Annotated in this window: 25 protein-coding genes and 1 pseudogene; 6 read left to right on the top strand and 20 right to left on the bottom strand. The window is 64.5% G+C overall.

Annotated elements, in window-relative coordinates; all coding sequences use genetic code 11:
• The first annotated feature begins 119 nt into the window (after positions 1-119).
• The gene (locus ACZXDY_RS05740; protein ID WP_464344819.1) at positions 120-908 is read left to right on the top strand and encodes an ATP-binding cassette domain-containing protein; all 789 of its coding nucleotides are present in this window, start codon (positions 120-122) and stop codon (positions 906-908) included.
• Entirely contained in the window at positions 905-2,464 is a 1,560-nt protein-coding gene (locus ACZXDY_RS05745; protein WP_464344820.1) for an ABC transporter permease/substrate-binding protein, read from the top strand. Before ACZXDY_RS05740 ends, ACZXDY_RS05745 begins: the two co-directional genes overlap by 4 nt.
• Positions 2,465-2,572: 108 nt before the next feature.
• On the opposite strand, the gene ACZXDY_RS05750 is transcribed toward ACZXDY_RS05745, so the two are convergent.
• Together ACZXDY_RS05750 and ACZXDY_RS05755 are read right to left on the bottom strand one after the other, a co-directional pair.
• Entirely contained in the window at positions 2,573-4,282 is a 1,710-nt protein-coding gene (locus ACZXDY_RS05750; protein ID WP_464344821.1) for a sulfatase-like hydrolase/transferase, read from the bottom strand.
• Between the two features lie 159 nt (positions 4,283-4,441).
• Positions 4,442-5,128, bottom strand: coding sequence for a TetR/AcrR family transcriptional regulator (locus ACZXDY_RS05755; RefSeq protein ID WP_464344822.1), 687 nt, complete (start codon positions 5,126-5,128; stop codon positions 4,442-4,444).
• Between the two features lie 99 nt (positions 5,129-5,227).
• Here ACZXDY_RS05755 and ACZXDY_RS05760 point away from each other — a divergent pair, with 99 nt between their 5' ends.
• Together ACZXDY_RS05760 and ACZXDY_RS05765 are read left to right on the top strand one after the other, a co-directional pair.
• Positions 5,228-5,848 (top strand): hypothetical protein, encoded by a 621-nt coding sequence (locus ACZXDY_RS05760; protein ID WP_464344823.1) that lies wholly within the window; start codon positions 5,228-5,230, stop codon positions 5,846-5,848.
• Positions 5,849-6,133: 285 nt separating this feature from the next.
• Entirely contained in the window at positions 6,134-7,984 is a 1,851-nt protein-coding gene (locus ACZXDY_RS05765) for an ATP-binding protein (RefSeq protein WP_464344900.1), read from the top strand.
• A gap of 140 nt (positions 7,985-8,124) precedes the next feature.
• On the opposite strand, the gene ACZXDY_RS05770 is transcribed toward ACZXDY_RS05765, so the two are convergent.
• From ACZXDY_RS05770 to ACZXDY_RS05780, 3 genes and pseudogenes are all read right to left on the bottom strand, one after another.
• Positions 8,125-8,370 carry a hypothetical protein gene (locus ACZXDY_RS05770; protein ID WP_464344824.1) on the bottom strand — a complete coding sequence of 82 codons (246 nt, stop codon included), beginning with the start codon at positions 8,368-8,370 and terminating at the stop codon, positions 8,125-8,127.
• A gap of 49 nt (positions 8,371-8,419) precedes the next feature.
• On the bottom strand, positions 8,420-8,602 hold the full coding sequence (locus ACZXDY_RS05775) for a hypothetical protein (protein ID WP_464344825.1): 183 nt from the start codon (positions 8,600-8,602) through the stop codon (positions 8,420-8,422).
• Positions 8,589-8,852, bottom strand: a pseudogene (locus ACZXDY_RS05780) (SDR family oxidoreductase); the annotation flags it as partial. The gene ACZXDY_RS05775 and the pseudogene ACZXDY_RS05780, both read right to left, overlap by 14 nt.
• 261 nt (positions 8,853-9,113) lie before the next feature.
• Between ACZXDY_RS05780 and ACZXDY_RS05785 the strand changes: the two are divergent.
• A complete protein-coding gene (locus ACZXDY_RS05785) occupies positions 9,114-10,226 on the top strand; it encodes a DUF2336 domain-containing protein (protein ID WP_464344826.1) in 1,113 nt (370 codons plus the stop codon).
• Positions 10,227-10,442: 216 nt separating this feature from the next.
• Here the strand turns inward: ACZXDY_RS05785 and ilvC are convergent, their stop codons facing one another.
• The 8 genes from ilvC to miaA form a co-directional block, all read right to left on the bottom strand.
• Entirely contained in the window at positions 10,443-11,462 is a 1,020-nt protein-coding gene (gene ilvC, locus ACZXDY_RS05790; RefSeq protein ID WP_028161808.1) for a ketol-acid reductoisomerase, read from the bottom strand.
• 149 nt (positions 11,463-11,611) lie between these two features.
• Positions 11,612-12,217 carry a LysE family translocator gene (locus ACZXDY_RS05795; protein WP_208828394.1) on the bottom strand — a complete coding sequence of 202 codons (606 nt, stop codon included), beginning with the start codon at positions 12,215-12,217 and terminating at the stop codon, positions 11,612-11,614.
• Between the two features lie 8 nt (positions 12,218-12,225).
• Positions 12,226-13,101, bottom strand: coding sequence for an EamA family transporter (locus tag ACZXDY_RS05800; RefSeq protein WP_464344827.1), 876 nt, complete (start codon positions 13,099-13,101; stop codon positions 12,226-12,228).
• A 179-nt stretch (positions 13,102-13,280) separates the two neighbouring features.
• Positions 13,281-13,976: a class I SAM-dependent methyltransferase gene (locus tag ACZXDY_RS05805; RefSeq protein ID WP_464344828.1), complete on the bottom strand. Its 696-nt coding sequence runs from the start codon at positions 13,974-13,976 to the stop codon at positions 13,281-13,283.
• Positions 13,977-13,979: 3 nt separating this feature from the next.
• A complete protein-coding gene (gene ilvN / locus ACZXDY_RS05810) occupies positions 13,980-14,522 on the bottom strand; it encodes an acetolactate synthase small subunit (protein ID WP_028161804.1) in 543 nt (180 codons plus the stop codon).
• A 25-nt stretch (positions 14,523-14,547) separates the two neighbouring features.
• The gene (locus ACZXDY_RS05815) at positions 14,548-15,531 is read right to left on the bottom strand and encodes a threonine dehydratase (RefSeq protein ID WP_464344829.1); all 984 of its coding nucleotides are present in this window, start codon (positions 15,529-15,531) and stop codon (positions 14,548-14,550) included.
• Between the two features lie 9 nt (positions 15,532-15,540).
• Positions 15,541-17,316, bottom strand: coding sequence for an acetolactate synthase 3 large subunit (locus ACZXDY_RS05820; RefSeq protein WP_464344830.1), 1,776 nt, complete (start codon positions 17,314-17,316; stop codon positions 15,541-15,543).
• 377 nt (positions 17,317-17,693) lie between these two features.
• Entirely contained in the window at positions 17,694-18,632 is a 939-nt protein-coding gene (gene miaA, locus ACZXDY_RS05825) for a tRNA (adenosine(37)-N6)-dimethylallyltransferase MiaA (RefSeq protein ID WP_464344901.1), read from the bottom strand.
• Between miaA and serB the strand changes: the two genes are divergently transcribed.
• Positions 18,631-19,524 carry a phosphoserine phosphatase SerB gene (gene serB / locus ACZXDY_RS05830; protein WP_464344831.1) on the top strand — a complete coding sequence of 298 codons (894 nt, stop codon included), beginning with the start codon at positions 18,631-18,633 and terminating at the stop codon, positions 19,522-19,524. The genes miaA and serB overlap by 2 nt on opposite strands.
• Before the next feature lie 93 nt (positions 19,525-19,617).
• On the opposite strand, the gene ACZXDY_RS05835 is transcribed toward serB, so the two are convergent.
• The 7 genes from ACZXDY_RS05835 to ACZXDY_RS05865 all read right to left on the bottom strand — a co-directional run bounded on the left by ACZXDY_RS05835 (position 19,618) and on the right by ACZXDY_RS05865 (position 25,685).
• A complete protein-coding gene (locus tag ACZXDY_RS05835; protein ID WP_028161799.1) occupies positions 19,618-21,123 on the bottom strand; it encodes a Do family serine endopeptidase in 1,506 nt (501 codons plus the stop codon).
• A 263-nt stretch (positions 21,124-21,386) separates the two neighbouring features.
• Complete coding sequence (locus ACZXDY_RS05840; protein WP_028161798.1) at positions 21,387-21,587, bottom strand: DUF2065 domain-containing protein; 201 nt, start codon at positions 21,585-21,587, stop codon at positions 21,387-21,389.
• A gap of 74 nt (positions 21,588-21,661) precedes the next feature.
• Positions 21,662-22,582, bottom strand: coding sequence for a protease modulator HflC (hflC, locus tag ACZXDY_RS05845; protein WP_464344832.1), 921 nt, complete (start codon positions 22,580-22,582; stop codon positions 21,662-21,664).
• Positions 22,579-23,721 (bottom strand): FtsH protease activity modulator HflK, encoded by a 1,143-nt coding sequence (gene hflK, locus ACZXDY_RS05850; RefSeq protein WP_028161796.1) that lies wholly within the window; start codon positions 23,719-23,721, stop codon positions 22,579-22,581. Before hflK ends, hflC begins: the two co-directional genes overlap by 4 nt.
• A 161-nt stretch (positions 23,722-23,882) precedes the next feature.
• The gene (locus tag ACZXDY_RS05855; RefSeq protein WP_464344833.1) at positions 23,883-24,395 is read right to left on the bottom strand and encodes a dihydrofolate reductase; all 513 of its coding nucleotides are present in this window, start codon (positions 24,393-24,395) and stop codon (positions 23,883-23,885) included.
• Positions 24,395-24,880, bottom strand: a complete 486-nt coding sequence (locus ACZXDY_RS05860) for a GNAT family N-acetyltransferase (protein WP_028161794.1) — start codon at positions 24,878-24,880, stop codon at positions 24,395-24,397. Before ACZXDY_RS05860 ends, ACZXDY_RS05855 begins: the two co-directional genes overlap by 1 nt.
• Before the next feature lie 10 nt (positions 24,881-24,890).
• Positions 24,891-25,685 (bottom strand): thymidylate synthase, encoded by a 795-nt coding sequence (locus ACZXDY_RS05865; RefSeq protein ID WP_028161793.1) that lies wholly within the window; start codon positions 25,683-25,685, stop codon positions 24,891-24,893.
• Positions 25,686-25,736 lie beyond the last annotated feature (51 nt).

Genomic DNA, 25,736 nt, shown 5'->3' on the forward strand with positions numbered 1-25,736 from the left:
CCCTCCCTGTTCGGGAGGATGCCTTAGCCTCTCGTGCGGACAAGTTCAACGCAGCATCGCGACATGCTAGTTGATCTGTGATCTCTTAAGGCAGGGCGCAGCGCGAGGTTTGACCGGCATTGTCCAACGGACCACTCATTGCCTACACCAAGGTCGGCAAGACCTTCGCCAATGGCGGCGTGGTCGCGGTCGACGACGTCTCGCTTGATGTCGCCGAGGGCGAGTTCCTCGCCATCGTCGGCGGCTCCGGCTCGGGCAAGACCACCCTGCTGCGGCTCGCCAACCGGCTGATCGAGGCCGACCGCGGCAGCGTCACGGTCGAGGGCGAGGACGTGCGCAATGTCGATCCGATCGGCCTGCGGCGGCGCATCGGCTATGTCTTCCAGAGCGGCGGGCTGTTTCCGCATCTTTCCGTCGGCGCCAATATCGGCATCACGCCGAAGCTGCTCGGCTGGCCGGCGGCGGAGACCGCAGCACGCGTCGACGAACTGCTCGAACTGGTGCAACTCGACGGCGGGCAATATCGGGAGCGGCTGCCGAGCGAGCTCTCCGGCGGGCAGCGGCAGCGCGTCGGCGTCGCGCGGGCGCTGGCCGCACGGCCCCGCATCGTGCTGATGGACGAGCCGTTCGGGGCGCTCGACCCCCTCACCCGCGACGCGCTCGGCGATGATTTCCGCGAATTGCATCGCAGGCTCAAATTGACCACGATCATGATCACCCATGACATGACGGAAGCGCTGCTGCTCGCCGACCGCGTCGCTGTCATGCACGAGGGCAGGCTGCTGGCGCAGGGCACCCCGGCGGAGCTTTCCGAAAGCAACGATCCTTACGTCGAAAAACTCCTGCACACGCCGCGGCGGCAGGCGGAACGGCTCGGCAAATTGCTGCCGCGGGACGGCGCCGCATGAACCTGTTTTCCGATCCGCGCTGGAGCGAAGCGCTCGCGCATCTGCCCGATTATCTCGGCAACCATGTGCGCGTAAGCCTCGCCGCGCTCGCGCTCGGGCTGATCGTCAGCCTGCCGCTGGCGATCCTCGCACGCAACCGGCCGGTGCTGCGCGGCGCGCTGCTCGGCTTTGCCTCTATCGTGCAGACCGTGCCGGGGCTGGCGCTGCTGGCGCTGTTCTATCCGCTGCTACTGGTGCTCGCGGCGCTGACGCTGTCCTGGTTCGGCTTCGATTTCTCCGCCTTCGGATTTCTGCCCGCGGTGCTGGCGCTCGCGCTCTATTCGATGCTGCCGGTACTCCGCAATACCATCACCGGCCTGTCGGGCGTCGACCCGGCGCTGACGGAGGCGGCGCAGGGCGTCGGCATGACGGAACGGCAATCGCTGTTCATGGTGGAGCTGCCGCTGGCGCTACCGGTGATGATGGCGGGCATCCGCACCGCGGCGGTGTGGGTGATCGGCACCGCGACGCTGTCGACGCCGATCGGGCAGACCAGCCTCGGCAATTACATCTTTGCGGGACTGCAGACCCAGAACTGGGTGTTCGTCGTGTTCGGCTGCCTCGCCGCCGCGGCGCTGGCGCTCGCCGTCGACCAGCTGCTGGCGCTGATCGAGAACGGCCTGCGCCACCGCAGCCGGCTGCGTGCCGCGCTCGGCGGCGTGGGCATCGCGGCGCTTGTCGCAGCGACGCTGGTGCCTGCGATGGCGCGCTCGGCATCGAGCTATGTCGTCGGCGCGAAGACCTTCACCGAGCAATATGTGCTGGCGGCGCTGATCGCGCAGCGGCTGAACGCGGACGGGCTTTCCGCGACCACGCGCGCAGGCCTCGGCTCCAGCGTGATCTTCGATGCGCTGAAAGCCGGCGATATCGACGTCTATGTCGACTATTCCGGCACGCTATGGGCCAACCAGTTCCACCACACCGACATCCGGCCGCGCGAAGAGCTGCTCGCCGACTTGAAGTCGATCCTGGCGAAACAGGACATCACCCTGCTCGGCGACCTCGGCTTTGCGAACGCCTACGCTCTCATCATGCCGAAGCAGCGCGCGGAAGCGCTCGGCATCCATACCATCGCTGATCTCGCCGCGCTCGCGCCGTCACTGTCGATCGCCGGCGACTACGAATTCTTCTCGCGGCCGGAATGGGCCGGTATCAAAGCGGCCTATGGATTATCGTTCCGCACGCAACGACAGATGCAGCCGGACTTCATGTATGCCGCCGTCGCCTCCGGCGAGGTCGATGTGATCGCGGGCTATACCAGCGACGGGCTGATCGCGAAATACGATCTCACGGTGCTCGGCGATCCCAAACACGCGATCCCGCCCTATGACGCAGTGATGCTGCTGGCTCCGAAGCGCAAGGATGATGCGAAGCTGCGCGCGGCATTGCAACCACTGCTCGGGCGGATCGACATCGCGACGATGCGGGAAGCGAATCTGCGCGCCGCCGGCAATGATGGCTCGTCCTCGCCGGACGCCGTCGCGCGCTGGCTGTGGGAGCGGATCGGGGGGAAGTGAGGATCTGTAGCATTGTAGGGTGGGCAAAGCGCAGCGTGCCCACCATCAAGCACTCCGCTAGGAGTGGTGGGCACGCTTCGCTTTGCCCACCCTACGCGGCTGCGTGCCCTACAACCCCTTGATCACACCCGCGTCGATCAGGAGGCGGTTGAAGCGGCGGGCCTCGGCGCCGTCCTTGCAGGCATAGAACAGGCCGTTGCAGCGGAGCATGATGTGCTTTTGCTCCTCGAACGAGGGATCGAGCGGAATGCCGGCGGCTTCCTGGATCACCAGCGGCAGATAGGCCGCATCGATCGTGTCCATCACGGCCGCTGATTTCACCGGTTCGAAATTGATGGCGTCGATCGCGTAATAGGTCGCGAAATAGCGCGGGTCATACGTCTCGAGCTTCTTGCCGATGCCGGCCGCATCGAGGCTCGGGTCGAGAAGATGCGGCGCGAATTCCGGCTGGTGATCGCCGTAGCGAACGATCAGGAACGGCTGCGCCGGAAACTTCTTCTTCAGTCCCGCGACAAAGGCGGCGTAGTCAGTCGCGCTCATCGCCTGCCGGCGCAGATATTCATCAATGACGGGCGCGTTGCCGAGCGGGCGCCAGAACGGCGTCAGGTCGGGGCGCAACGCCGTCTTCCACGGGAAATGGTTGGCGGCGAGATAGACGAAGGTGAACTGCGGCGCGCCGGGCGGCTGCTCGGCCATCAGCCGCAGCGCCTTGTCGTAGAAAAAGCGGTCGGGCTCGACATCCTTGGCGCGGAGATCGCGCGCATCGTAGAAGCGCTGGATGCCGGTCGTGGCCTGGAAGCTGCGCGCGCTCATGAACGCGCCGAACGCCGGATAGAGCGAAAGCGTGTTGTAGCCGCAGCGGCGGAGCGCAAGCGGCAGCCCGCGCTCGACGCGGCCGGAGGCGATGCGGGTGACGAAATAGGCGAAACGGCCGAAGGAGCGCGAGGAGAGCCCGGCGAGCACGTTGTATTCGGTGAACCAGCTCGGCCCGCCATTGCTCTCGGCCAGGAATTTTCGCTCGACGCCGTCATAGGACCTGAACTGCGCGCCGTAGCCCGGCGGCACCTTGACGCCTTCGGCCGCGCGGATATCGAAGCTCGATTCATCGTGGATCAGGATGATGTTCGGCCGGCGGCCGGCCGGATGGCAGGAGTCCACCAGCGGAATCTTGAGGTGCTCGCTCGCGACCGCGTCCGACTCCATGAAGCCATAGTTGATGAAATCGGAAACCGCCGTGACCGCGGAGCGGGCGAATTTCGAGAGATAGCCGTCGTCGTAATAGCCGCGCCAATCCTCGTCCGGCCAGGTGACGGCATATCCTGCCAGTGCGGCAAGGCACGCCAATTTGCAGGCCAGCGCCGGCAGGCGGCGGACGCGGAACGGATCGAGCCACCACAGCGCGTACATCAAGGGCAGCGTGACGGCGCCTGCGCCGATCAACGACCAGCGCAGGTTCGGGAAGATTGTCAGCAGGAAGGACGCGGTGTCGTGGTCGACCACCATCAGGTCGACGAAGTTCGCAGTCATCTGCACGACTTCGTGCTTGAACCGCGAGAGCAGCACCAGCGCCACCACCAGCGTCAGCGACAGCGCCCCCGATAGCGCCGGCCGCCGCAGCAGCGCGATGAAGAAGAAGTTCAGGATGCCCCAGGACAACAGGAAGCAGAGTCGCGAGCCGAAATCGGTCTCGGTCTGCACCATGATCCCGAGCGCCGCCATCTGTGGCGCAGCGACGGCGAGCAGCCGCCAGATGCCGATCGCGGCCAGGCCGCCCGCGATCGCAGCAATCGAAGAGCCTTGATTTGGCGCGGGCGCCATGGGTGACGACGCAACATTCCCCGGCGCGGTAGTCCGCCTTGGCTGGAGGTGACCAGGAGGCGGGACGACGCAGCCGGAACCCGCGTCGTGTCACAAAACCGTAATGTAAGCGTCATGAATGCGCAATGAATTTGCGGCGACGGCGTGACGCCGCGCGGTTCAGCGCTTCGCGATCCCGTCGATGAAGAGATCGATGATCGCCTCCGCGGTACGTTCGGCATCGTCATCCGCGACGCCCCAGCGCGGGAAATGACCGTCGATGTTCATGCGGGCAAAGCCATAGACCAGCGCGCGGCCGGCGATCTGAACCTGCTTCAGGTCGGACGCGCGGAGCTGGCCTTGGACAAAGGCTTCCGCCAACGTCCGTTCAGTCAGCGCAATCAGCTCGGCATTGTCGCGCGAAACCCCGCCCGACCGGTCATGATCAAAAAAGCGGCGGCTGGAGATGATCTCGAAATGGGCTGGGTTCTTCATCGCCCAGCGCACATAGGCCAATCCGAGCGCGCGAAACCGCGCCAAGGGGTCGCCGGCCGAAACAGTATCCAGCGCCGCCTGGATCTCGGCCCGGAAACGCCGCTGCGCCTCTTCCGCCACCGCGCTCATCAGTGCGTCGCGGCTCGCGAAATGCCGGAACGGGGCGCCCGGCGAAACCTTGGCGCGGCGCGCAGCCTCGCGCACGCTGACGGCGTCCGGCCCGCCCTCGTCCACCAATTGCAGCGCGGCGTCGACCAGCGCGTGCCGGAGGTCGCCGTGGTGATAGGGCTTCGCGACGGCCGCGGACGGATTGCGACGGCGCGGCTTTGCGGCTGAGGATTTCGTGGCGCGGCGCATGCCTTTCCCTAACATCACCGGCTCGTGAATGTAAGCGGTGATTACACAGATTGACCACATCTCGGCAGGAAATGTAACCAGTGATTACATTAAACAACAGCAGGGAGGCGAAACATGCCGATGGGGCCACGCTGGTTCGAAGGGTGGCGGCTGTTCGCCATCCTCACATCGATCCTGGTCGCGCTCAGCCTCTGGATCGCTGGCATGCGACAGTTCGAGGTCGACGGCGTCAGGATGGTGATCCGCTTCACGGCGCGGACTTCGCTGCTGTTGTTCTGCCTTGCCTTCTCGGCGTCCGCACTGGCCCAGCTCTGGCCGAACGCATGGACGCGCTGGCAGCGCCGCAACCGCCGCGCGCTCGGCGTCAGCTTCGCGGCGTCGCACGCCATCCATGCTGCGGCGATCGGCTGCTTCGCGCTGATGGACCCAGCCGGCTATGCGGCTGCGACCTCGGCCGCGTCCTACATCTTCGGCGGCATCGGTTACGCCTTCATCATCGCGATGACAGCAACCTCATTCGACCGCACCGCGGCTGCACTCGGCGCACGCGCCTGGCGGACGCTGCACCTGGTCGGCGGCTATTATCTTCTGGTGCAGTTCACGGTCTCATTCGGCAAGCGGATTCCGGAGATGCCGCTTTATGCGCTGTTCCTGATCCCGCTCATAGCGGTGTTCGGCTTGCGAATGATCGCGATGGCATCAAGGCGGACGCCGCGCGCCATCGAGGCCCGATAGCTTAAACCACGCTCATAAAGCGTGACGCAACGAAGCTAATGTCCGCTTGCCACTAAAAGCGACGCAGTTACTGCGCAACAGCGAAATGACGCGATGGGCCAGAAGGCGACATGGCCGGAGGGGCTGGCCTTCTTACCTGCGCCACCAGAAGGGCGGTGACACCGTTTGTCGAAGGCGGTCATATATGGTGATGCGCACTCTGGGCTATCTGATATTCTCAGCGCAGGCCCGTCCCCGGCTGCGACGACCAGCATTGGACGGCGTCTGGCACGGGAGGTGATCTTGGTGCGCAACTGGGCAAAGAGTCGAACGCGAGGTCGCAAGCTTCGTTCGACCGGCGCGAAGGCGCGCGCTGGTCGAGCTAGCAAAAGCCGCGCCGATCTCGAACGACAGCTTAAAACATGCAAACAGGAGATCGCTAACGCGCGGGAGCGCCTAGTCGAGGCTACGAAGCAGCAAACTGCCACCTCCGAGATGCTGCGCATCATCTCGGATTCGCCGCTTCAGTCGGTGCTGGACGCGGTGGCCGAACATGCCGCACGCCTGTGCGACTCGAATAATGCCGAGATCTATCGCCTGGATAACAACGTTCTCCGGTTGGTGGCTTCATACGGAGAACTTCCGGTGCATATTCAAGCCCGTGGCGGATTTCCCGCAAATCGCGACAGGGTGATAGGACGAGCTGTATGTGATCGGCGGTCGGTCCATGTCCACGATCTCGCCGCCGAGGATAGCGAGTACCCGTTGGGCAGCAGTGACGCAAAACGCCAGGGCCATCGCACCACGCTCGGAACACCGTTGCTGCGCGAGCGCACCCCCATTGGAGTAATTCTGTTCCGGCGATGGGAGGTCCGACCATTCTCCGACAACCAGATCGCGCTTCTCGAGACCTTCGCCGACCAGGCGGCGATCGCGATCGAAAACGTGCGCCTGCTCGAAGCCGAGAAGCAACGCGCGCTGGCGCTTGCGCACGCCAACCGCGATCTCGCACAACGCGAAGCGAAGGTACGGCGTCTGGTCGACGCCAATATCATTGGCATCTTCATTTTTGATCTTGAAGGTCGCATTGTGGAGGCCAACGACGCATTCCTACAGATGGTGGGATACGACCAGGAGGATTTCGTCGCGGGTAGCGTTCGCTGGGCGGACCTCACGCCACCGGAATGGCGCGACCGCGATGAGCAGGCGGTGACCGAGCTAAAGAAGACCGGAACGGTCCAACCGTACGAGAGGGAGTATTTCCGAAAGGACGGCAGCCGAGTGCCGATACTGATTGGCTCGGCCGCGTTCGACGAACAACGAGGCCATGGCGTCGCTTTCGTACTCGATCTGACCGAGCGCAAGCAGGCCGAAGCAGAAGCGCGACAAAGTGAACAGAAATACCGCGAGATGCAGACAGAGTTGGCGCACGCCAATCGCGTCGCCACCATGGGCCAACTCGCAGCTTCTATCGCACATGAAGTGAAGCAACCGGTCGCCGCGATGGTGACCAACGCGCAGGCCGGACTGAGCTGGCTGAGCGCTCAACCGCCAAATCTGGAAAAAGCCTGGCAGACGTTCGGTTATATCGTTAGCGATGGTATGCGGGCGCGCGATGTCGTCGACCGGATCCGGGACATGATCAAGAAAGCGCAACCGAGGAAGCAACTCCTGAACATCAATGATGCAGTCCGCGAGGTCATCGAGCTCGTTCGCGGCGAGACGATGAAGAATGGCATTTCGGTGCACACATTTCTAACAGAAGGCACACCACCGTTGGAAGGCGACCGGGTGCAACTCCAACAAGTGATGCTGAATCTCGTGATGAATGCAGTCGAAGCTATGAATGCTACCAGCGAGGACGCGAGAGAGTTGCTCATCAGCACCCGGCAAACGGAACGTGACGTCGTTCTTGTCGAGGTGCGAGATACGGGACCAGGGCTGGCACCAGCGACTCTCAATCAGCTTTTCGACGCCTTCTACACGACGAAGCCCGGCGGTCTTGGACTGGGACTGTCGATTTGTCGCTCGATCATCGAAGCGCATGGGGGCCGATTGTCCGCGAAGGCCAATGTGCCTCGCGGCGCGATTTTTGAGTTCAGCCTTCCCGCCGCGCCAGACGTTGCCAAGCAACCAGCTGTCGTGAGTGCAACCTAATCCCGGTGCGGCGATGGCTATCCGCCAAAGCATGGCTGTCCAAACTAGCTCGGAGAGCCGACTCGTCGGTTAGGCAGCTTTGGGGGCATTTTCGACCGATTGAGCGGAGGTAGTCTGCTGGCTGATGTCCCCTCCGGGATTCACTCGCCCCCAACGAGATGGAATCTGCGGCCGAGCTGGTGATGCACGGTGATGACGGCGCGGTCGACGTCGCTGATCAGGCTGTCGCCGAGGACGACGGTCGGAATTTCCCAATTGCGGCCCGCACTCGCATGCGGCCGATTGGAGACGGCGACAACCTGCGCTGTCTCGCAGCCGGGCTGGCTGCGCAGCGCATCATTGGCGATTGCGGTCAGTTCCGCAGGGGTCTTGCCGATGGTGGACATGCAAGCTCTCGTGACGGGCGAATGCGGCAAGGGCATGTCGCCAGCATGCTCACGTTGATGGCATGAGGCCGAGGCGCTTGGCGATGATCCGGTCGAGCGTACGCTTCGGCAGGATTGACGCCACGATATGCAGCATCCGGTCCGGCGCGATCTGGTAACGCACCTTTGGGTTCGGCGCCGTCAGCGCATTGAAGATGGTCTCAGCGATCTTCGCCGGCGGCAATGCCGGCATTGTTGACGAGGCCCGCAAGCGTCTCGCCATTCAGCGCGTCGCGAACCTGGCGCGCGGAAGCAAATACCGCAGCCTCATCGGTGACGTCGAAGATCAACGGCGTGAAATTGGCCCCGAACTCGGCTGTGAGCCGGTCGGCATCGGCCTGCTTGCGCACGCTGCCGAACACGCGGAAGCCGCGGTCGAGCAGAAACCTGGCCGTCGCCCAGCCGATGCCGGTAGACACGCCGGTGATCACGACCGATCTCATGACCTGGTCTCCCCTGATGTTCCCGGGGACACCTACAGCGTTTTCGAGCGAAGTGGATGCCGGCTTCGCGTGAAGAAAACGCTGCATGCTTGATCCAGCCGAGCGGCTGGCACGATCCGGCGATCTTGAGTTGAATTGGTTACGTCTTGCTAACCTTCTCCGCGAGCACCGCCCAGGACCGGGTTCCAGCTTAACGCAGGCGTAAGGTCGCGCTTGCCATCTTCCGGACCAACCAGAGAACCTGCAACAAGAACAATTCCAATGATGGCGCAACAGCCGGCCCACTCGATCATCGCCGAACTCGAGGAAGCCGTGAGAGACGGCTCGTCGGCGAAGCGGATCAAGACCCTTCGGCGGGTGACCGATCTCTTCCTGCACGACGGCGAACGCTTGAGCGACGAACAGGTCAAGGTGTTCGACGACGTCCTGTGCCTCCTGATCACGCGCGTCGAGAGCCGGGCCAAAGCCGAGCTCAGCAAGCGCCTCGCGCCGATCGACTACGCGCCGTTCGAGGTCATCCAGCACCTGGCAAAGGACGACAAGATCGAGGTCGCCGGCGAAGTGCTGGCGCATTCGATCCGCGTCTCGACGGAGACCCTGGTCGAGGTTGCCAGCACCAAGGGGCAGGACCACCTGCTTGCGATCTCCGGCCGCGCGAGCCTCCCCGAGGAGGTCACCGACGTGATCGTCGATCGCGGCGAGGTGCGCGTGATCCGCCGGCTCGCCAACAATGCCGGCGCGCGCTTCTCGGAGGCCGGCTATTCCGGCATCGTCGCGCGCGCGGAAAGCGACGACGAGCTGGTCGAAATCCTGGGACTGCGCATCGATCTTCCGACCAAGTTCCTGCGCGAGCTCTTGCACCGCGCCAAGGATGCCGTGCGCGCCCGCCTACTCTCGATCGCGCCGCCGGCGCTGCAGGAGGAGATCCGCGAGGTGCTCGACGAGATCGCGCGCGAGGAGCCTGCGGCGCGACGCAGCTTTGGCATTGCCGAACAGCTCGTCAAGCTGATGAAGGAGCTGAACGAGCTTGATGATGCGGCGGTATTCAAGTTTGCCGAAGCGGGCAAGTTCGACGAGGTGATCGTCGCGATCGCCCTGCTCAACGACGTCGAGCCCGAGATGATCGCGCGGCTGATGGAGGGGCACCGCTCCGACCTGATCCTGATCCCCTGCCGCGCAGCCAGGCTGAACTGGCCGACGGTGGAGACGATCCTGAGCAACCGGCCGGCCGCGCAACCGATCTCGGCGCAAACCATGGAGCAGGCCCAGCGCGATTTCCGCCGTCTGTCGATCGAGACGGCCCAGCGCACCGTGCGCTTCTGGCAGCTCCACAACCGGATCGAGAAGCCGGCGGAAGGGCGTGCTGCGCCGTAAACCGCAACGGCGCCGTCATTGCGACCGCAGCGAAGCAATCCATCTCACCGCTTGTGGAGGCATGGATTGCTTCGCTGCGCTCCCAATGACGTGGAGAGGGCACAGAGCACTCGCAGAAGCCGTAGGGTGGGCAAAGCACAGCGTGCCCACCATCACGAGCGGAGTGCTGAAGGTGGGCATACTTGCGTTCTGCCCACCTTACTTCTTGATCGCGGCTTAGTTCTTCGTCTTGTCGACCAGCGCGCCCTTCTTGATCCAGGGCATCATGTCGCGCAGCTTGGCGCCGACTTCCTCAATCGGGTGCTGTGCGAGCTTGGCGCGGGTGGCCTTGAACGAGGTCTGGTTGACCTTGTTCTCCAGCATCCAGTCGCGGGCGAACTTGCCGCCCTGGATGTCGGCGAGAACGCGCTTCATCTCGGCCTTGGTCTCGGCCGTCACGATGCGCGGACCGGTGACGTATTCGCCGTATTCGGCAGTGTTTGAGATCGAGTAGTTCATGTTGGCGATGCCGCCTTCATAGATCAGGTCGACGATCAGCTTCACTTCGTGCAGGCACTCGAAATAGGCCATCTCCGGCGCATAGCCGGCTTCGACCAGCGTCTCGTAGCCGCCCTTGATCAGCTCGACCAGGCCGCCGCAGAGCACCACCTGCTCGCCGAACAAATCGGTCTCGCATTCCTCTTTGAATGTGGTCTCGATGATGCCGGCGCGACCGCCGCCGATCGCGGAGGCGTAGCTCAGGCCGAGATCATGCGCGTTGCCGGAGACGTCCTTGGCGATCGCGATCAGGCAGGGCACGCCGCCGCCACGCTGATATTCGGAGCGCACGGTGTGGCCGGGGCCCTTGGGGGCAATCATCAGGACGTCGAGATCGGCACGCGGGTCGAGCAGGTTGAAGTGGACGTTGAGGCCGTGCGCGAACACCAGCGCGGCGCCCTTCTTCATGTTGTCGTGCAGGTGCTCGCGATAGATGTCGCCCTGCAATTCGTCGGGAGTGAGCATCATCACGAGGTCGGCCCATTTGGCGGCATCCGCAACGCTCAGCACCTTGAAGCCGGCAGCCTCAGCCTTCTTGGCCGAGGCCGAGCCCGGACGCAGCGCGATCGACACTTCCTTGACGCCGGAATCCTTCAGGTTGAGCGCATGGGCGTGGCCCTGGCTGCCATAGCCGACGATGGCGACCTTCTTGCCCTTGATCAGGTTCAGGTCGGCATCGCGATCGTAATAAACTCGCATCGTAGTTTCCTCTTGAGGGGGCCGAACATCGGCCGATGGATTTGGGCTTGCAGGTGGATCAAGACCGCCGGCGCCCGCGAATTTCCGGCGTGGTCTAGAGCATTTTTCCCGTCAGGGGAAACCCTGTTCTCGCATGGCGCGGTGCGGCATCATGCGTCCATGAAGACCGGGTAGAGCGAGGCGAGCAACAGGATCGCCATCACGATATTGAAAGCGCGGACCGCCTGGCGCGAGGTCAGGATCGGCCGCAGCGCGGTGCCGAACAGCGCCCAGGCGATGCAGGACAAGGTGCCGAGGATCAGGCTCAAGCCGACCTGGATCGCGATATTCCAGGGGAATGCGGCAATCGCCGCATAGGCGGTGATGGTACCGATCACCATCACCCAGCCTTTGGCGTTGACCCATTGGAACATGGCCGCGCCCCAGAAGGTCATCGGGCGGCCGCTTCCGTCACCGGACTCCGGCGAGGATGGCTCGGCCATCGCGATCGCGGCGGCAAGATAGATCAAATAGGCGACGCCGATATATTTCAGGATGGTCTGCAGCACGGGATAGGCGATGAAGACGGTGCCGAGGCCAAGCCCGACGGCGCCGACCATGAACGCAAATCCGACCGTGATGCCCGCCATATGCGGCACCGTGCGGCGGAAGCCGTAAGTCAATCCCGAGGACAGCAGCATGATGTTGTTCGGCCCCGGCGTGAAGAACATCACCACGGCGAACATCACGAAGGCGATCAGAACCGACTGCGACATGACACCACTCATGCGATCTTCGTCTGGGGTTGCGGACGTCGCGAGAGCAGCATGATGGCGATGCCGCCGATGACGGCGGCCATGCCCGCTAGCCGCAGCGGCCCGAACCGTTCGCCGAACACGATGCTGGAGGCGGCGGAGCCGACGAACGGCACCAGGAGCGCGAACGGCACCACCTGCGCCGCCGGATAGTCGCGCAAGAGCCGACCCCACAGCCAATAGGCGATGCTGGTTGAGACGGCGCCGACGAACAGCATGCAGGCGATACCGGCCATCGACATCTGCGACAGCGCCTGCCAGGTCGGCTTCACCCCGAGGGTGACCAGCGACAGCGCGAACAGGGGAACGGCGGCGCAGAGGCACAGCCATGCGAACAGATCGAACATGCGCGCACCCTGCGCGGGCCGCAGCAGGAGATTGCCGACTGCGAAACAGATCGGGGAGATCATCAGGATCGCGAACGCGCCGGCACTGAAATCATGGCCGACGGTGCCGGAGATCATCAAGAGGCCGATCGCGGCAATGCCGATGCCGACCATCTGCATCCGGCTCGGCCATTCGCCGAAAATGACGGCGGCGAAGGCGATCGTGAACAGCGCCTGGCTCTGCACGATCACGCTGGTGAGCCCGACCGGCATGCCATGCGCAATGGCGATCGACTGCGCCAGGAACTGGCCGAGGAACAGGTTCAGGCTGATCGCGATCAGAAGCGGCCAGGACACTTTCGGCTTGCGCAGGAACAGGCACGGCACCGCCGCGATCCCAAAACGCAGCGCCGTCATCAGTTCCGGCGGCAATTCGTCGAGCGCGATCCGGCTGGCGACGAAGGCAAGCCCCCAGATCACCGCGACCATGACGGCGATGCAGACGTCGGCCGGTTTCATTGTCGAACTCGTTCACCTCTCCCGCTTGCGGGAGAGGTCGGCGCGTACGCGCCGGGTGAGGGCTCTCTCCACTCAAAGAGTGTCAATCGCGGAGACACCCCCACCCCAGCCCTCCCCCGCAAGCGGGAGAGGGGGCGCAGTTCGGTCGCGGACAGAGTTCGATCCAAATTCATCACGCGCTAGCTCTTCTGTTCCGGCTTCGGCTTGCGCAGGAGATAGGTGCCGTGCAGCGGCGCGTGGTAGTCGGCGGAGACCAAGGTGAAGCCGACCTCGGTCAGCATGCGTTCCATCACCCAACCGAAGGTCGAATATTCGTCGCGCATGTGCGTCACCACGCCCTCGCGCTCGAAATCATGGTTCTTGATGGAAAAATCGGCCCAGCCCTCGACGTCGCGCTCGACGCCGTCGGGCATGCTGACGAACACGATGTCGCGCAGATAGAACTCGCAGCCCGGCTTCAGCGCGTTGAAGATCCGCGACAGCGCCACCGCTTTCCAGAAATCCGGCAAATGATGCAGCGTGAATTCGCTGACGATCAGGTCATAGGAACTCGGCTGATAGGCGAAGCTGAGAAGTCCCGCCGGCTGGGTGCGGATGCGCGCCCTGCGTTCGCGTGCATAGATATTGGCGAGCGTCAGCATCGCCGGCGAGATGTCGATCGCATCGACGTCGGCGCCCATCAGCGCCGCTTCGCAGGCGAGCACACCGTTGCCGCAACCGATATCGGCGACGCGCCAGCCCGGCTTGACGCCGAGCATGTTGAGCGTCTGGCGGGCGCGGACGTCGCTGTCGTCATCGCGGCCATAGATCGAGGCGACCGCGGTATCGATGCCGACCCTACGTCTTTGCGTGTAGTACCAGTCGCGCGCCAACATGGTTCACATCCCTTCCGGCCCGCGTCCGATCGCGGCGACGCCCGTGCGTGACACCTCGACCAGGCCGAGCGGGCGCATCAGGTCGATGAACTGATTGATCTTGGCGGTATTGCCTGTGATCTCGAACACAAAACTCTCGGTGGTGGCATCAATGACCCGTGCCCGGAACGCATCCGCGAGCCGCAGCGCCTCGACGCGGTGGTCGCCGGTACCGCGCACCTTCACCATTGCGAGCTCGCGCTCGATCGAGCGTCCCGACAGCGTCATGTCGACGACGCGGTAGACGGGGATCATGCGGTCGAGCTGATGCTTGATCTGCTCGATCACCATCGGCGTGCCCGTGGTCACGATGGTGATGCGCGAAAGATGTTTCTGGCTCTCGGTCTCGGAGACGGTGAGGCTTTCGATGTTGTAGCCGCGGCCGGAGAACAGCCCGATCACGCGCGCGAGCACGCCCGGCTCGTTCTGCACGAGCACAGAGAGCGTGTGCGACTCGTTCGGATCGTGGCGCTCTTCGAGGAAGTAGGCGGATGCGGGCTGGTTCATGGTCGTCCCCTCAAGGATTGCTCTGTCACGCCATCGCCCGCTCGGCGATGGCGGCGTCCGTCCCGACCCACCGGCGGAACAGGTCGAAATCGATATTGCCGCCGCTCAGGACCAGGCCGACGCGCTTGCCTTGAATCTTGTCCCGCTCCTGCAGCGCGGCCGCGAGCGGCGCGGCGCCGGCGCCTTCGGCGAGGTTGTGCGTATCGGTCCAGTAGCAGCGGATGGCGGCGCCGACCTCGTCGTCGCTAACCTGCACGATGCGGGAGGCACCCTTGCGGATCATCGCGAGCGCATCGGCCTCGGGAATCCGGGTCGCCATACCGTCGGCGCGGGTGTTGGCGGTCTCGGTGGTGACGAGGGCGCCGGCGGCGAACGACAGCGCATAGGACGGCGCCTCCGTCGACTGCACGCCGACGATCTCGGTCTTCAGGCCGAGGAGATCGCGGACACGGATGCAGCCGCAGATGCCGGAGCCCTGCCCGATCGGCACATAGAGCAGGTCGAGGTCCGGTGCGGCCTTGAACAGCTCCAACGCATAGGTCGCAACGCCCAGCACCAGGTCGGAATGGAACGCCGGCACCATGTGCAGGCCCGCGCTCTCGGCGCGCCGCACCGCCTCCTCCCGCGCCGCCTGAAAATCCTCGCCGTGTTCGACCAGTTCGGCGCCGAAGGCGCGCATGGCGCGGTTCTTCTCGACCGAATTGCCATGCGGCACGTAGATAGTCGCAGGGACATTATTACGACGCGCGGCGAAGGCGAGACTCTGGCCGTGATTGCCGCGCGTCGCCGAGATGATCCCTCGCGTATCGGGCTGCTCGCGCTTCAGCCGATCGAGATAGACGAGCCCGCCGCGCACCTTGAAGGCGCCGGTCGGCGTGTGGTTCTCATGCTTGACCAGGACATTCGCACCCAGCCGCTCAGCTAGCAGCGGCCAGGCATACACCGGCGTCGGCGGCACCACCGTGCCGACAACCGCCTGCGCGCGCTCGAGCTGTCCAAGGTCGAACATCAGTCCATCTCACACCAGTGCCTTGCCGCCGGCGAAGGCGGTCGCGGTTGCCTCGTCGGTCGCCTCCTCCGGCAACAACATCTCGTTGTGCGCCTTGCCGGAGGGGATCATCGGGAAGCAATTCTCGAGCGCGGCGACGCGGCAGTCGAACAGCACCGGGCGCTTGATCGCGATCATCTCCTTGATCGCGCCGTCGAGATCGGCCGGCTTGATCACCTGCAGGCCGACGCCGCCATAGGCCTCCGCGAGCTTGACGAAGTCAGGCAGCGCCTCGGTATAGGAATGCGACAGGCGGTTGCCGTGCAGAAGCTGCTGCCACTGCCGCACCATGCCCATGTACTGGTTGTTCAGGATGAAGATCTTGATCGGCAGCTCGTACTGGACCGCCGTCGACATCTCCTGGATCGTCATCTGCACCGAGGCGTCGCCTGCGATATCGATGACGAGGCTGTCGGGATGCGCCACCTGCACGCCGACCGCGGCCGGCAGGCCATAGCCCATGGTGCCGAGACCGCCGGAGGTCATCCAGCGGTGCGGCTCCTCGAAGCCGTAGAACTGCGCCGCCCACATCTGGTGCTGGCCGACTTCGGTCGTGATGTAGGTGTCCTTGCCGCGCGTCAGCTCGAACAGGCGCTGGATCGCATATTGCGGCAGGATGATATCGTTGTTCTTGCGGTAGGACAGCGAGTTGCGCGCGCGCCATTGCGCGATCTGCTGCCACCACGCCTTGATGTCCGGCCGCTTCGCTTCGGCCTTGAACACCTGCAAGAGGTCGCCGAGCACGTTGCCGCAATCGCCGATGATCGGCACGTCGACGCGGATGTTCTTGTTGATCGAGGATGGATCGATGTCGATGTGGATCTTCTTCGAGCCCGGCGAGAACGCGTCGGTGCGGCCGGTGATGCGGTCGTCGAAGCGCGCGCCGACGCACAGCATGACGTCGCAATCATGCATGGTCATGTTGGCCTCGTAGGTGCCGTGCATGCCGAGCATGCCGAGCCAGTTCTTGCCCGAGGCCGGATAGGCGCCGAGGCCCATCAAGGTCGAGGTGATCGGGAAGCCGGTGAACTCGACGAGATCGCGCAGCAGCTTGGAGGCCTCAGGGCCGGAATTGATGACGCCGCCGCCCGAATAGATCACCGGCCGCCTGGCGGACGCGAGCAGTGCCACGGCTTTCCGGATCTGGGCCGCATCGCCTTTGACGCGCGGCGCGTAGGAGATGTGAACGTCGGATTTGCGCGGCGGATGATAGGTGCCGACCGCGAACTGCACGTCCTTCGGCACGTCGACCACGACCGGGCCCGGACGGCCGGAGGTCGCCACGTAGAACGCCTCATGCAGGACCTTTGCGAGGTCGTTGACGTTGCGCACCAGCCAATTGTGTTTGGTGCAGGGGCGCGTGATGCCGACCGTGTCGCATTCCTGGAACGCGTCGTTACCGATCAGATGCGTCGGCACCTGGCCGGTGATGCAGACCAGTGGAATCGAATCCATCAGCGCGTCGGTGAGCGCCGTCACCATGTTGGTGGCGCCGGGGCCGGAGGTCACGAGCACGACGCCGGGCTTGCCGGTCGAGCGCGCATAGCCCTCGGCCGCGTGGCCGGCGCCCTGCTCGTGCCGCACCAGGATGTGCTCGACCTCGCTCTGCTGGAAGATCTCGTCGTAGATCGGCAGCACCGCGCCGCCGGGATAGCCGAAAAGGTGCTGCACGCCATGATCGATCAGCGCGCGGACGATCATCGCGGCTCCCGTCATCTGGTTCGGATCGTGGCTCTTGTCTTTCATGGCTGGCTCCGGATGCGCGGTTTCTTGCGCGGCGTTAGGTCTTTCATTTGGGAAATAAAAAAGGGCCCGAGAGGCCCCATGCACACCGCCTGTCTGTCAGATGGCAGCTAGCCATCCCCGGCGGTGTGCCTGGGTACGACGACGATGAGTTTGGTAATAATGTTACGCATGGACCGGCTCAGGCTTCCCAAAGGTTGCGCGACCATACCGACCAATGCCCGAATGTCAAGGCAGGGACGCGTTCAGCGCGACTTTTCGCAATGTAGCGGGGTTCCTGGCGTTCGGCGAGTGTGAAATTGTTGTTCCCAGCCATGCGAGATTGGCCCCACAACGCGGGTGCGCGCAGCGCGAACCCGGAATCTCGAGGTTCGCTCCTTTCAGTTGCGCCCTGGAACGACGCTGTCCACCCATCCCCTCGCCGCTTCCGGCGCCACCCATTCGAATTCCGGCAATTGGTGGCGGAACCAGGTGAATTGGCGCTTGGCGTAATGGCGGGTGTCGGCGCGGCCGATCTCGCATGCCTCCTCGCGGCTGATCTCGCCCTTGAGGTGCCGGATCACGGCCGGCACGCCGTGGGCCTTCATCGCCGGCAGCAAGGGATCGAGATCGCGCGCCGCGAGCTTTGCGACCTCGTCCAGCGCGCCAGCGTTCAGCATCGCCTCGAACCGGGCATCGATCCGGGCATAGAGCTTGTCGCGCTCGGGCGCGAGGAACAGCGCGGAGAACTCGCCCGGCGGCAATAGCGGCGGCAGGCCGTCGCGATGCCAATCGGTCAGCGAGCGGCCGGTCGCCTCTACGACTTCGAGCGCGCGGGCGATGCGGGTGCGGTCCCGCGGCTTCAGGCGCTCGGCATAGGCGGGATCGCGCCGGGAAAGTTCCGCATGCAGCGCCTCGACGCCGTCACGCTCGAGCCGCTCGCGCACAACCTCGCGCACCTCGGCAGCGATCGGCGGCACCGCCGACAGCCCGCGGGTGAGCGCCTTGAAATACAGGCCCGATCCGCCGATGAAGATCGGCAGCCGGTTCTCGGCGCGCACCTCGGAAAGCACCTTCGCGGCATCCGCGACCCAGGCCCCGGCGGAGAAATTCGTAGCTGCGTCGACATGGCCGTAGAGCCGGTGCGGAGCCATCGCCTCCTCCTCCACCGTCGGCCGCGCCGTGATGATGCGCAGGTCGCGATAGACCTGCATCGAGTCAGTGTTGATCACGACGCCGCGAGCCCTTTGCGCAAGCTCGAGCGCCAGCGCCGACTTGCCGCTGGCGGTCGGCCCTGCGATAAGCACCGCTCTTGTCCCAGCTTTCGAAGTCGCCGCCATGTCGCTCGTCGCCACCCTCATCTGCAATCCCGCCAATCCGGCGCTCGATTCCACCATTGTCGACGGCGCGCTGGCCGTCCTGCCGTCGCCCGGCGCGGCAGAGTGGCTGTTCGACGAAGTCGCCATCGACATCCCCTTTGACGGCAGCGAGGATATCAAGGCGATCGAAGCCCGCCTGCAAGAGGCGCGCGGCGACCTGCCGATCGATATTGTGGTGCAGCCTCGCGCCTTCAGGCGCAAGAAGCTTTTTCTCGCCGACATGGATTCCACCATGATCGGCCAGGAGTGCGTCGACGAGCTCGCCGATTTCGCCGGGATGAAGGAGCACGTCTCAAAAATCACCGAACGCGCGATGCGCGGCGAGATCGCCTTCGAGCCGGCGCTGCGCGAGCGCGTCGCGCTATTGAAGGACCTGCCGGTCAGCGTGGTCGACGAGGTCCTGGAGAAGCGCATCACGCCGACGCCGGGCGGCCGCGAACTGGTGATGACCATGCGCGCCAATGGCGCCTGGACCTGCCTGATCTCGGGCGGCTTCACGCTGTTCACGAGCGCCATCGCCGCCAAGATCGGCTTCCAGGAGAACCGCGCCAACGAGCTGATCGCGCAAGGCGGCAAGCTCGTGGGCGAAGTGAAGGAGCCGATCGTCGGCCGCGCCGCCAAGCTCGCCACGCTGATCGAGCTGCGCGAGGCCTTCGACCTCGATGCCATCGACACGCTGGCCGTCGGCGACGGGGCCAACGACCTCGGCATGATCGAGGCCGCCGGCCTCGGCGTCGCCTACCACGCCAAGCCCGCGGTCGCAGCCGCCGCGGCGGCGCGGATCGACTACGGCGACCTCACCGCGCTGCTCTACGCACAGGGCTATCGGCGGGATGAATTCGTGGAGGGGTAGGCTCCTTGACCGTCATGCCCGGGCTTGACCCGGGCATCCATCCACTTGAAAGAAGGCGATGGATTGCCGGGTCAAGCCCGGCAATGACGAGCGCTACTGCACGCTCAGCGCCACGAAGCGCAGTTCGCCGTCGCCGTTGGAGACGAGCAGGAGGACCGACTTCTTGCCGTCCTTCTTCAACTGGTCGACGCGCTTCTTGATGTCGGCGGCGTTGGCGACCGCTTCCTGCGCGACCTCGACGATGACGTCGCCGGCGGACAGGCGCTTTTCGGCGGCATCGGAGGAGCCATCGACGCCGGTGATGATCACGCCCTTCACGCTGTCCTTGATCTTGTACTTGGTGCGGAGATCCTTGTTCAGCGCCGCAAGATCGAGCCCGAGCGCCTTCTGCGTCACCGGCTTCTCCGCCGGCTCATCCTTGGTCTTGGCGTTGGCCTGCTGCACCTTGTCGGTGTCCTCGAGCCGGCCGAGCGTGACGCGCTTGGTCTCCTCATTGCCCTTGCGGATGACGACAACGTCGACTTCCTTGCCGACGGCGGTGTCGGCGACGACGCGCGAGAGATCCTTGGGATCCTTGACATCCTTACCGTCGAACTTGACCACGACGTCGCCAGGCTCGATGCCCGCGGGTTTCGCCGGCCCCTTGTCGTCGACGCCGGCAACCAGCGCACCACGCGCCGGCTTGATGTTGAGGCTGTCGGCGATCTCGTCGGTGACCTGCTGGATTCGCACGCCGAGCCAGCCGCGGCGCAGCTCGCCAAATTTCTGCAGTTGATCTACGACGGCAGCGACCGTCTTCGACGGCACGGCAAAGCCGAGGCCGATCGAGCCGCCGGTCGGTGAGATGATCAGCGTGTTGACGCCGACCACTTCGCCTTCGAGGTTGAACAGCGGTCCGCCCGAATTGCCGCGGTTGATGGCGGCGTCGGTCTGGATGTAGCTATCATAGGGACCCTGGCTGATGTCGCGATTGCGCGCCGACACGATGCCGGCGGTCACCGAGCCGCCGAGGCTGAAGGGGTTACCGATCGCGATCACCCATTCGCCGAGCCTGAGCTTGTCGGAATCGCCGAACTTCACCGCGGTCAGCGGCTTCGGCGGCTTGAACTTCAGGACGGCAAGATCCGTCTTCTTGTCGACGCCGACCAGCTCCGCCTTCACCTTGGTGCCGTCGTTCATGATGATGTTGATCTCGTCGGCATCGGCAATCACGTGGTTGTTGGTCACCACGATGCCTGCGGTGTCGACGATGAAGCCGGAGCCGAGCGAGTTGGTCTTGCGCGGCTGAAACTCGCCATTCTTGTCGCCGCCCTTGCCGCCACCGGGACCACGGCGGTTCTTGAAGAAGTCGTCGAAGAACTCCTCGAAGGGCGAGCCCGGCGGCAGTTGCGGCATGGCGCCGCCGCCCTTGGCCTCCACCGTCTGCGACGTCGAGATGTTCACGACCGCATCGATCACCTTTTCGGCAACGTCGGCAATGCCGTCGGGTCCTCGCGCGAAGGCCGCTGGCACCGAGGCAAACATGCCGGCGGCGCCGATGGCGATCGCGGCTCCCATCAGGCGCAGGCGACGGCTCAAGGCGGGTCTGGCACCGGTCATGTCAGCTTCTCTCCAGGAAGTATAATATAGCGCCACAGTGCGCCCGAACGGGGTGGCCGCGCAAGCATTTGAGACAACCATTTCGGCGAAAAACCGGCGCCTTGCGGCTCACGATCGCGTTGGACCGACGAGTTCCGGGCAGCCAATTTTTTTCGTCATGCCCGGGCTTGTCCCGGCCATCCACGCGCTTTCTTTGTGGCGGCCAAGAACGTGGATGCCCGGGCCAAGCCCGGGCATGACGATGCCTGCGTTCGCGGCGACCGCTACCGCCGCACCAGCCAGATCAGGATCAAGCCAGCCACCGCCGATCCGATCCCGACCACGCGCAAGACATTGTCCGGCGTTGCCAGCGCGCTTTTCATCGCGCGCCGCATCCAGGACGGGCTTGCCGCGAACATCAGGCCCTCGAGCACGAACAGAATTCCCACACCGATGAGGAAGTCGGTGAACGCTATGGACCTCATCGGATGGCGACCTCTCGTCCGGGCGTTTCTTCTTGGCTAAGGGGCGAAGCGGATGCTTCGCCCTCGTGATGCGGTTACTGCTGCTTCGGCGCGGCGGCCGCTGCCGACGGACCGAGGGCCGGCTGACGGCCGGACGCGCTGCCGAAATATTTGAAGAAATCGGAGTCCGGGCGCAACAGGAAACGGGTGTCGTTGGCGCGCAGGCCGTTCTCATAGGCAGTCATTGAGCGGTAGAAGCTGAAGAAATCCGCGTCCTTGCCATAGGCTTCGGCGAACAGCCGGTTGCGCTCGGCGTCGCCCTCGCCGCGTACCTGCTCCGCGGACGAATTGGCCTCTGCGACGATGACGGTTGCCTCACGATCCGCCTTGGAGCGGATCTCCTGCGCCTTCTGACCGCCCTGGGCGCGGAATTCGGCCGCCTCGCGCTGGCGCTCGGTCTGCATCCGCTGGTAGACCGCCTGGCTGTTCTGCTCCGGGAGGTCGGCGCGGCGGATGCGGACGTCGACGACCTGGATGCCGTAGCCGTCGGCCTCGTGGTCGAGCTGGTCGCGGATCCGCGCCATCAACCTCTCGCGCTCGTCGCGGACGACGTTGATGAAGGTGACCTCGCCGAGCACGCGGCGCAGCGCCGCGTTGAGCAGCGTCGTCAACTGCACGTTGGCCGCCTGGATCGTGCCGACGCTCTGATAGAAGCGCAGCGCGTTCTTGATGCGGTAGCGAGCGAAGGCGTCAACCACCAGTCGCTTCTGGTCGGAGGCGATCACTTCCTGCGACGGGTTTTCCAGGTCGAGGATGCGCTTGTCGATCGAGATCACGGAATCGATGAACGGCGCCTTGAAGTTGAGGCCGGGCTCGGTGACGACGCGGACGGGTTCGCCGAGCCGGACCACCAGGACCTGCTCGGTCTGCTGCACGGTGAAGACCGAGCTGTAGCCGATGATGACCAGCACCAGCAGAATGATCAGCGCGGCAATGCCGGTGACGGGGGACCTCATCGCGTGCCTCCGCCCTGCTGCTGACCGGTGGTGGCGGACGGACGCCGCGGCGTCAGCTCGCTCAGCGGCAAATAAGGCACGATGCTGTTCTGGCCCGACGCGCCGCCGTCATAGACCAGTTTCTCGGAGCCACCGAGGATGCGTTCCATGGTCTCCAGATAAATGCGTTGCCGCGTCACGTCGGGGGCCTTCTTGTACTCGTCATAGACCTTCAGGAAGCGCGCACTCTGGCCCTTGGCCTCCGCCACCGCCTGCTCCTTGTAGCCTTCGGCCGCCTGCACGATCTGGGCAGCGCGGCCGCGCGCCTCCGGGATCACACGGTTGGCATAGGTCTGTGCCTCGTTCTGCAACCGCTCGAGGTCGGCCCGCGCGGCCTGCACGTCGCGGAACGAGTCGATCACCTGCTGCGGCGGATCGACCTTCTGCATTTGCACCTGGGTGATCAGGACGCCGGCGCCGTAGGTATCGAGCGTCTTCTGCATCAATTCCTGCACGTTCTGCTCGGTGGTGGTGCGCGCGCCGGTGAGGATCGGCTGGATCTGCGACCGGCCGATCACCTCGCGCATGGCGCTCTCCGCCACCGCCTTCACGGTGCCCTCGGGATTCTGGATGTTGAACAGGAAGTCGCCGACGCCGTCGGGCTTGATCCGCCACAGCACGGTGAAATCGACGTCGACGATGTTCTCGTCGCCGGTCAGCATCAGGCTCTCTTCCGGAACGTCGCGCATGGTGCGGCCGCGCCGCGCCGGGTCGTCGATCAGGGTCATGCCTATCGAAATGGTGGAGACGCGCAGCGCCTTCGGCAGCAGCACTGTCTCAATCGGATAAGGCAAATGATAGTTCAGGCCCGGCTGCACCGTGCGCACATGCTTACCGAAGCGCAGGACGACGCCGAGTTCTTCCGACTGCACCCGGAAGAAGCCGGACAGGCCCCAGATCGCGAGCGCGCCGACGACGACAAGCGCGATCCCCATGCTGCTGAAATGACCGCCGGGCAGGAGCTGCTGCAGGCGGTCCTGGCCGCGGCGCAGGAGGTCCTCAAGATCCGGCGGGCGCGGTCCGGGCGATTGCGGTCCGGTGCCCCATGGTCCCTTCGGACCCGAGCCCCACGGCCCCCCGCCTTGATTCTTCCACGGCATTAACGCTTCTCCTCGGCAAGCCCGGGATGGATGATGGACGCCCGGCCTCGTCAGTCGCCCGGCTTTATAGGGGACCGGATGGCCCCTTACAACGCAAGCTTCCAAGCTGAACGAGCTATGCCTGCGGACATAATTGTCAATGCAAACATTGGCTAGCGGGGTTAACGCTTGATCCGCCGGCGATATGTCACATAGGAAAAATCGACGCTGTCATGCGGCCCGGCCGGATTTCGCACCCGCGCCACTTCTTCCCATTTCGCCGTGTCAATTGTGGCGAAATACGTATCGCCTTCCGGCCGCGCATGCACTTCGGTGATTTCGAGCCGATCGGCACTTTCGATCCACTGCGCGTAGATCTCGGCGCCGCCGATGACGGCGATCTCGGTGGCGAAACGCCGCAGCGCATCGCCAAGCGCGATCGCGCGGGCGTCCTCGAACGACTGGGTGACGATCGCGCCGGGAGCGCGATAGTTCGCGTCGCGCGTCACCACGATGTTGGTCCGGCCGGGGAGCGGCCTGCGCAGGGACTCGAAGGTCTTGCGTCCCATCACCACCGGCCTGTTCATGGTGATGGCCTTGAAGCGCTGCTGGTCGCTCTTCAAGCGCCACGGGATCGCATTGTCGCGCCCGATTACGCCGTTCTCGGCAACCGCTGCGATCAGCACGATCTCCATCAGCGCGCCCCGTCCGCCAGCGCCTGTAGCGCCGGACCGGTGACGCGGCACAGCGTCCATTCGTCCATCATCACGGCGCCGAGCGATTTGTAGAATTCGATCGAGGGCGTGTTCCAGTCGAGAACCGCCCACTGCAATTGCGACCAGCCGTTGGCGACGCATTCGCTGGCAAGATGCACCAGCAGCGCCTTGCCGATGCCCTTGCCGCGCAGCGCCGGGCGGACGAACAGATCCTCGAGATAGATACCGTGGCTTCCAGCGAAGGTGGAGAAATTGACGAACCAGACGGCAAAGCCCGCAGGTTCGCCGTCCCACTCCGCGATATCGCAAATGAGCCGCGGATTGTCGCCGAACAGCGCGCCGGCGATGTCGGCTTCGCTGGCCTTCACCTCGTGCAGCAGCTTCTCGTATTCGGCAAGCTCGCGAACCAACGAATGGACGAGCCCGGCTTCATCGACGCGCGCGCGGCGGATCGTCAGCGACATCCTTAAGCGCTCATACCGCGACTTCCGCTTTGATATGCGGGTGCGGGTCGTAGCCCTCGAGTTTGAAGTCCTCGTAGCGGAAGGCGAAGATGTCCTTCACCTCGGGATTGATCTTCATCACCGGCAGCGGCCGGGTCGGACGCGTGAGCTGCAGCCGCGCCTGCTCGATATGGTTGGAATAGAGATGCGTGTCGCCGAGCGAGTGCACGAAATCGCCGAGCTTCAGTCCCGTCACCTGCGCCACCATCATGGTGAGGAGCGCATAGGACGCGATGTTGAAGGGCACGCCGAGGAAGACGTCGCCGGAGCGCTGGTAGAGCTGGCAGGATAGTTTGCCGCCTGCGACATAGAACTGGAACAGGCAGTGGCAGGGCGGCAGCGCCATCTTGTCGACGTCGGCCGGATTCCAGGCGCTGACGATCAGGCGGCGCGAATCCGGATTGCGCTTGATCATGTCGATCACGTTCGCGATCTGATCAATGCTGCGGCCGTCGGGTGCCGGCCAGGAGCGCCATTGCGAACCGTAGACCGGGCCGAGATCGCCATTGGCGTCGGCCCATTCGTCCCAGATGGTGACGCCGTTGTCGCGCAGATATTTGATGTTGGTGTCGCCAGCCAGGAACCAGAGCAGTTCATGCACGATCGCCTTCAGCGGCAACCGCTTGGTCGTCAGCATCGGGAAGCCGGCCGACAGGTTGAAGCGCATCTGGTGGCCGAAGATCGATAGCGTCCCGGTGCCGGTACGGTCGTGCTTCTCCGCGCCATCGGCGAGGATGCGTTCGAGCAGGTCGTGATACTGGTTCATGGCGTGAGCTTCGGGCCTTTCGGGAACGGCGAATGTACCGGCCGCAAACGG

This window comes from Bradyrhizobium sp. LeoB3, assembly GCF_055456055.1.

What these genes read in the sequence shown, in the direction of transcription:
- ACZXDY_RS05745 (WP_464344820.1), top strand. Translation starts at nt 905, where the DNA reads ATGAACCTGTTTTCCGATCCGCGCTGGAGCGAAGCGCTCGCGCATCTG.
- ACZXDY_RS05750 (WP_464344821.1), bottom strand. Translation starts at nt 4,282, where the DNA reads ATGGCGCCCGCGCCAAATCAAGGCTCTTCGATTGCTGCGATCGCGGGC.
- ACZXDY_RS05755 (WP_464344822.1), bottom strand. Translation starts at nt 5,128, where the DNA reads ATGTTAGGGAAAGGCATGCGCCGCGCCACGAAATCCTCAGCCGCAAAG.
- ACZXDY_RS05760 (WP_464344823.1), top strand. Translation starts at nt 5,228, where the DNA reads ATGCCGATGGGGCCACGCTGGTTCGAAGGGTGGCGGCTGTTCGCCATC.
- ACZXDY_RS05770 (WP_464344824.1), bottom strand. Translation starts at nt 8,370, where the DNA reads ATGTCCACCATCGGCAAGACCCCTGCGGAACTGACCGCAATCGCCAAT.
- ACZXDY_RS05775 (WP_464344825.1), bottom strand. Translation starts at nt 8,602, where the DNA reads ATGCCGGCATTGCCGCCGGCGAAGATCGCTGAGACCATCTTCAATGCG.
- ACZXDY_RS05785 (WP_464344826.1), top strand. Translation starts at nt 9,114, where the DNA reads ATGATGGCGCAACAGCCGGCCCACTCGATCATCGCCGAACTCGAGGAA.
- ilvC (WP_028161808.1), bottom strand. Translation starts at nt 11,462, where the DNA reads ATGCGAGTTTATTACGATCGCGATGCCGACCTGAACCTGATCAAGGGC.
- ACZXDY_RS05795 (WP_208828394.1), bottom strand. Translation starts at nt 12,217, where the DNA reads ATGTCGCAGTCGGTTCTGATCGCCTTCGTGATGTTCGCCGTGGTGATG.
- ACZXDY_RS05800 (WP_464344827.1), bottom strand. Translation starts at nt 13,101, where the DNA reads ATGAAACCGGCCGACGTCTGCATCGCCGTCATGGTCGCGGTGATCTGG.
- ACZXDY_RS05805 (WP_464344828.1), bottom strand. Translation starts at nt 13,976, where the DNA reads ATGTTGGCGCGCGACTGGTACTACACGCAAAGACGTAGGGTCGGCATC.
- ilvN (WP_028161804.1), bottom strand. Translation starts at nt 14,522, where the DNA reads ATGAACCAGCCCGCATCCGCCTACTTCCTCGAAGAGCGCCACGATCCG.
- ACZXDY_RS05815 (WP_464344829.1), bottom strand. Translation starts at nt 15,531, where the DNA reads ATGTTCGACCTTGGACAGCTCGAGCGCGCGCAGGCGGTTGTCGGCACG.
- ACZXDY_RS05820 (WP_464344830.1), bottom strand. Translation starts at nt 17,316, where the DNA reads ATGAAAGACAAGAGCCACGATCCGAACCAGATGACGGGAGCCGCGATG.
- serB (WP_464344831.1), top strand. Translation starts at nt 18,631, where the DNA reads ATGTCGCTCGTCGCCACCCTCATCTGCAATCCCGCCAATCCGGCGCTC.
- miaA (WP_464344901.1), bottom strand. Translation starts at nt 18,632, where the DNA reads ATGGCGGCGACTTCGAAAGCTGGGACAAGAGCGGTGCTTATCGCAGGG.
- ACZXDY_RS05835 (WP_028161799.1), bottom strand. Translation starts at nt 21,123, where the DNA reads ATGACCGGTGCCAGACCCGCCTTGAGCCGTCGCCTGCGCCTGATGGGA.
- ACZXDY_RS05840 (WP_028161798.1), bottom strand. Translation starts at nt 21,587, where the DNA reads ATGAGGTCCATAGCGTTCACCGACTTCCTCATCGGTGTGGGAATTCTG.
- hflC (WP_464344832.1), bottom strand. Translation starts at nt 22,582, where the DNA reads ATGAGGTCCCCCGTCACCGGCATTGCCGCGCTGATCATTCTGCTGGTG.
- hflK (WP_028161796.1), bottom strand. Translation starts at nt 23,721, where the DNA reads ATGCCGTGGAAGAATCAAGGCGGGGGGCCGTGGGGCTCGGGTCCGAAG.
- ACZXDY_RS05855 (WP_464344833.1), bottom strand. Translation starts at nt 24,395, where the DNA reads ATGGAGATCGTGCTGATCGCAGCGGTTGCCGAGAACGGCGTAATCGGG.
- ACZXDY_RS05860 (WP_028161794.1), bottom strand. Translation starts at nt 24,880, where the DNA reads ATGTCGCTGACGATCCGCCGCGCGCGCGTCGATGAAGCCGGGCTCGTC.
- ACZXDY_RS05865 (WP_028161793.1), bottom strand. Translation starts at nt 25,685, where the DNA reads ATGAACCAGTATCACGACCTGCTCGAACGCATCCTCGCCGATGGCGCG.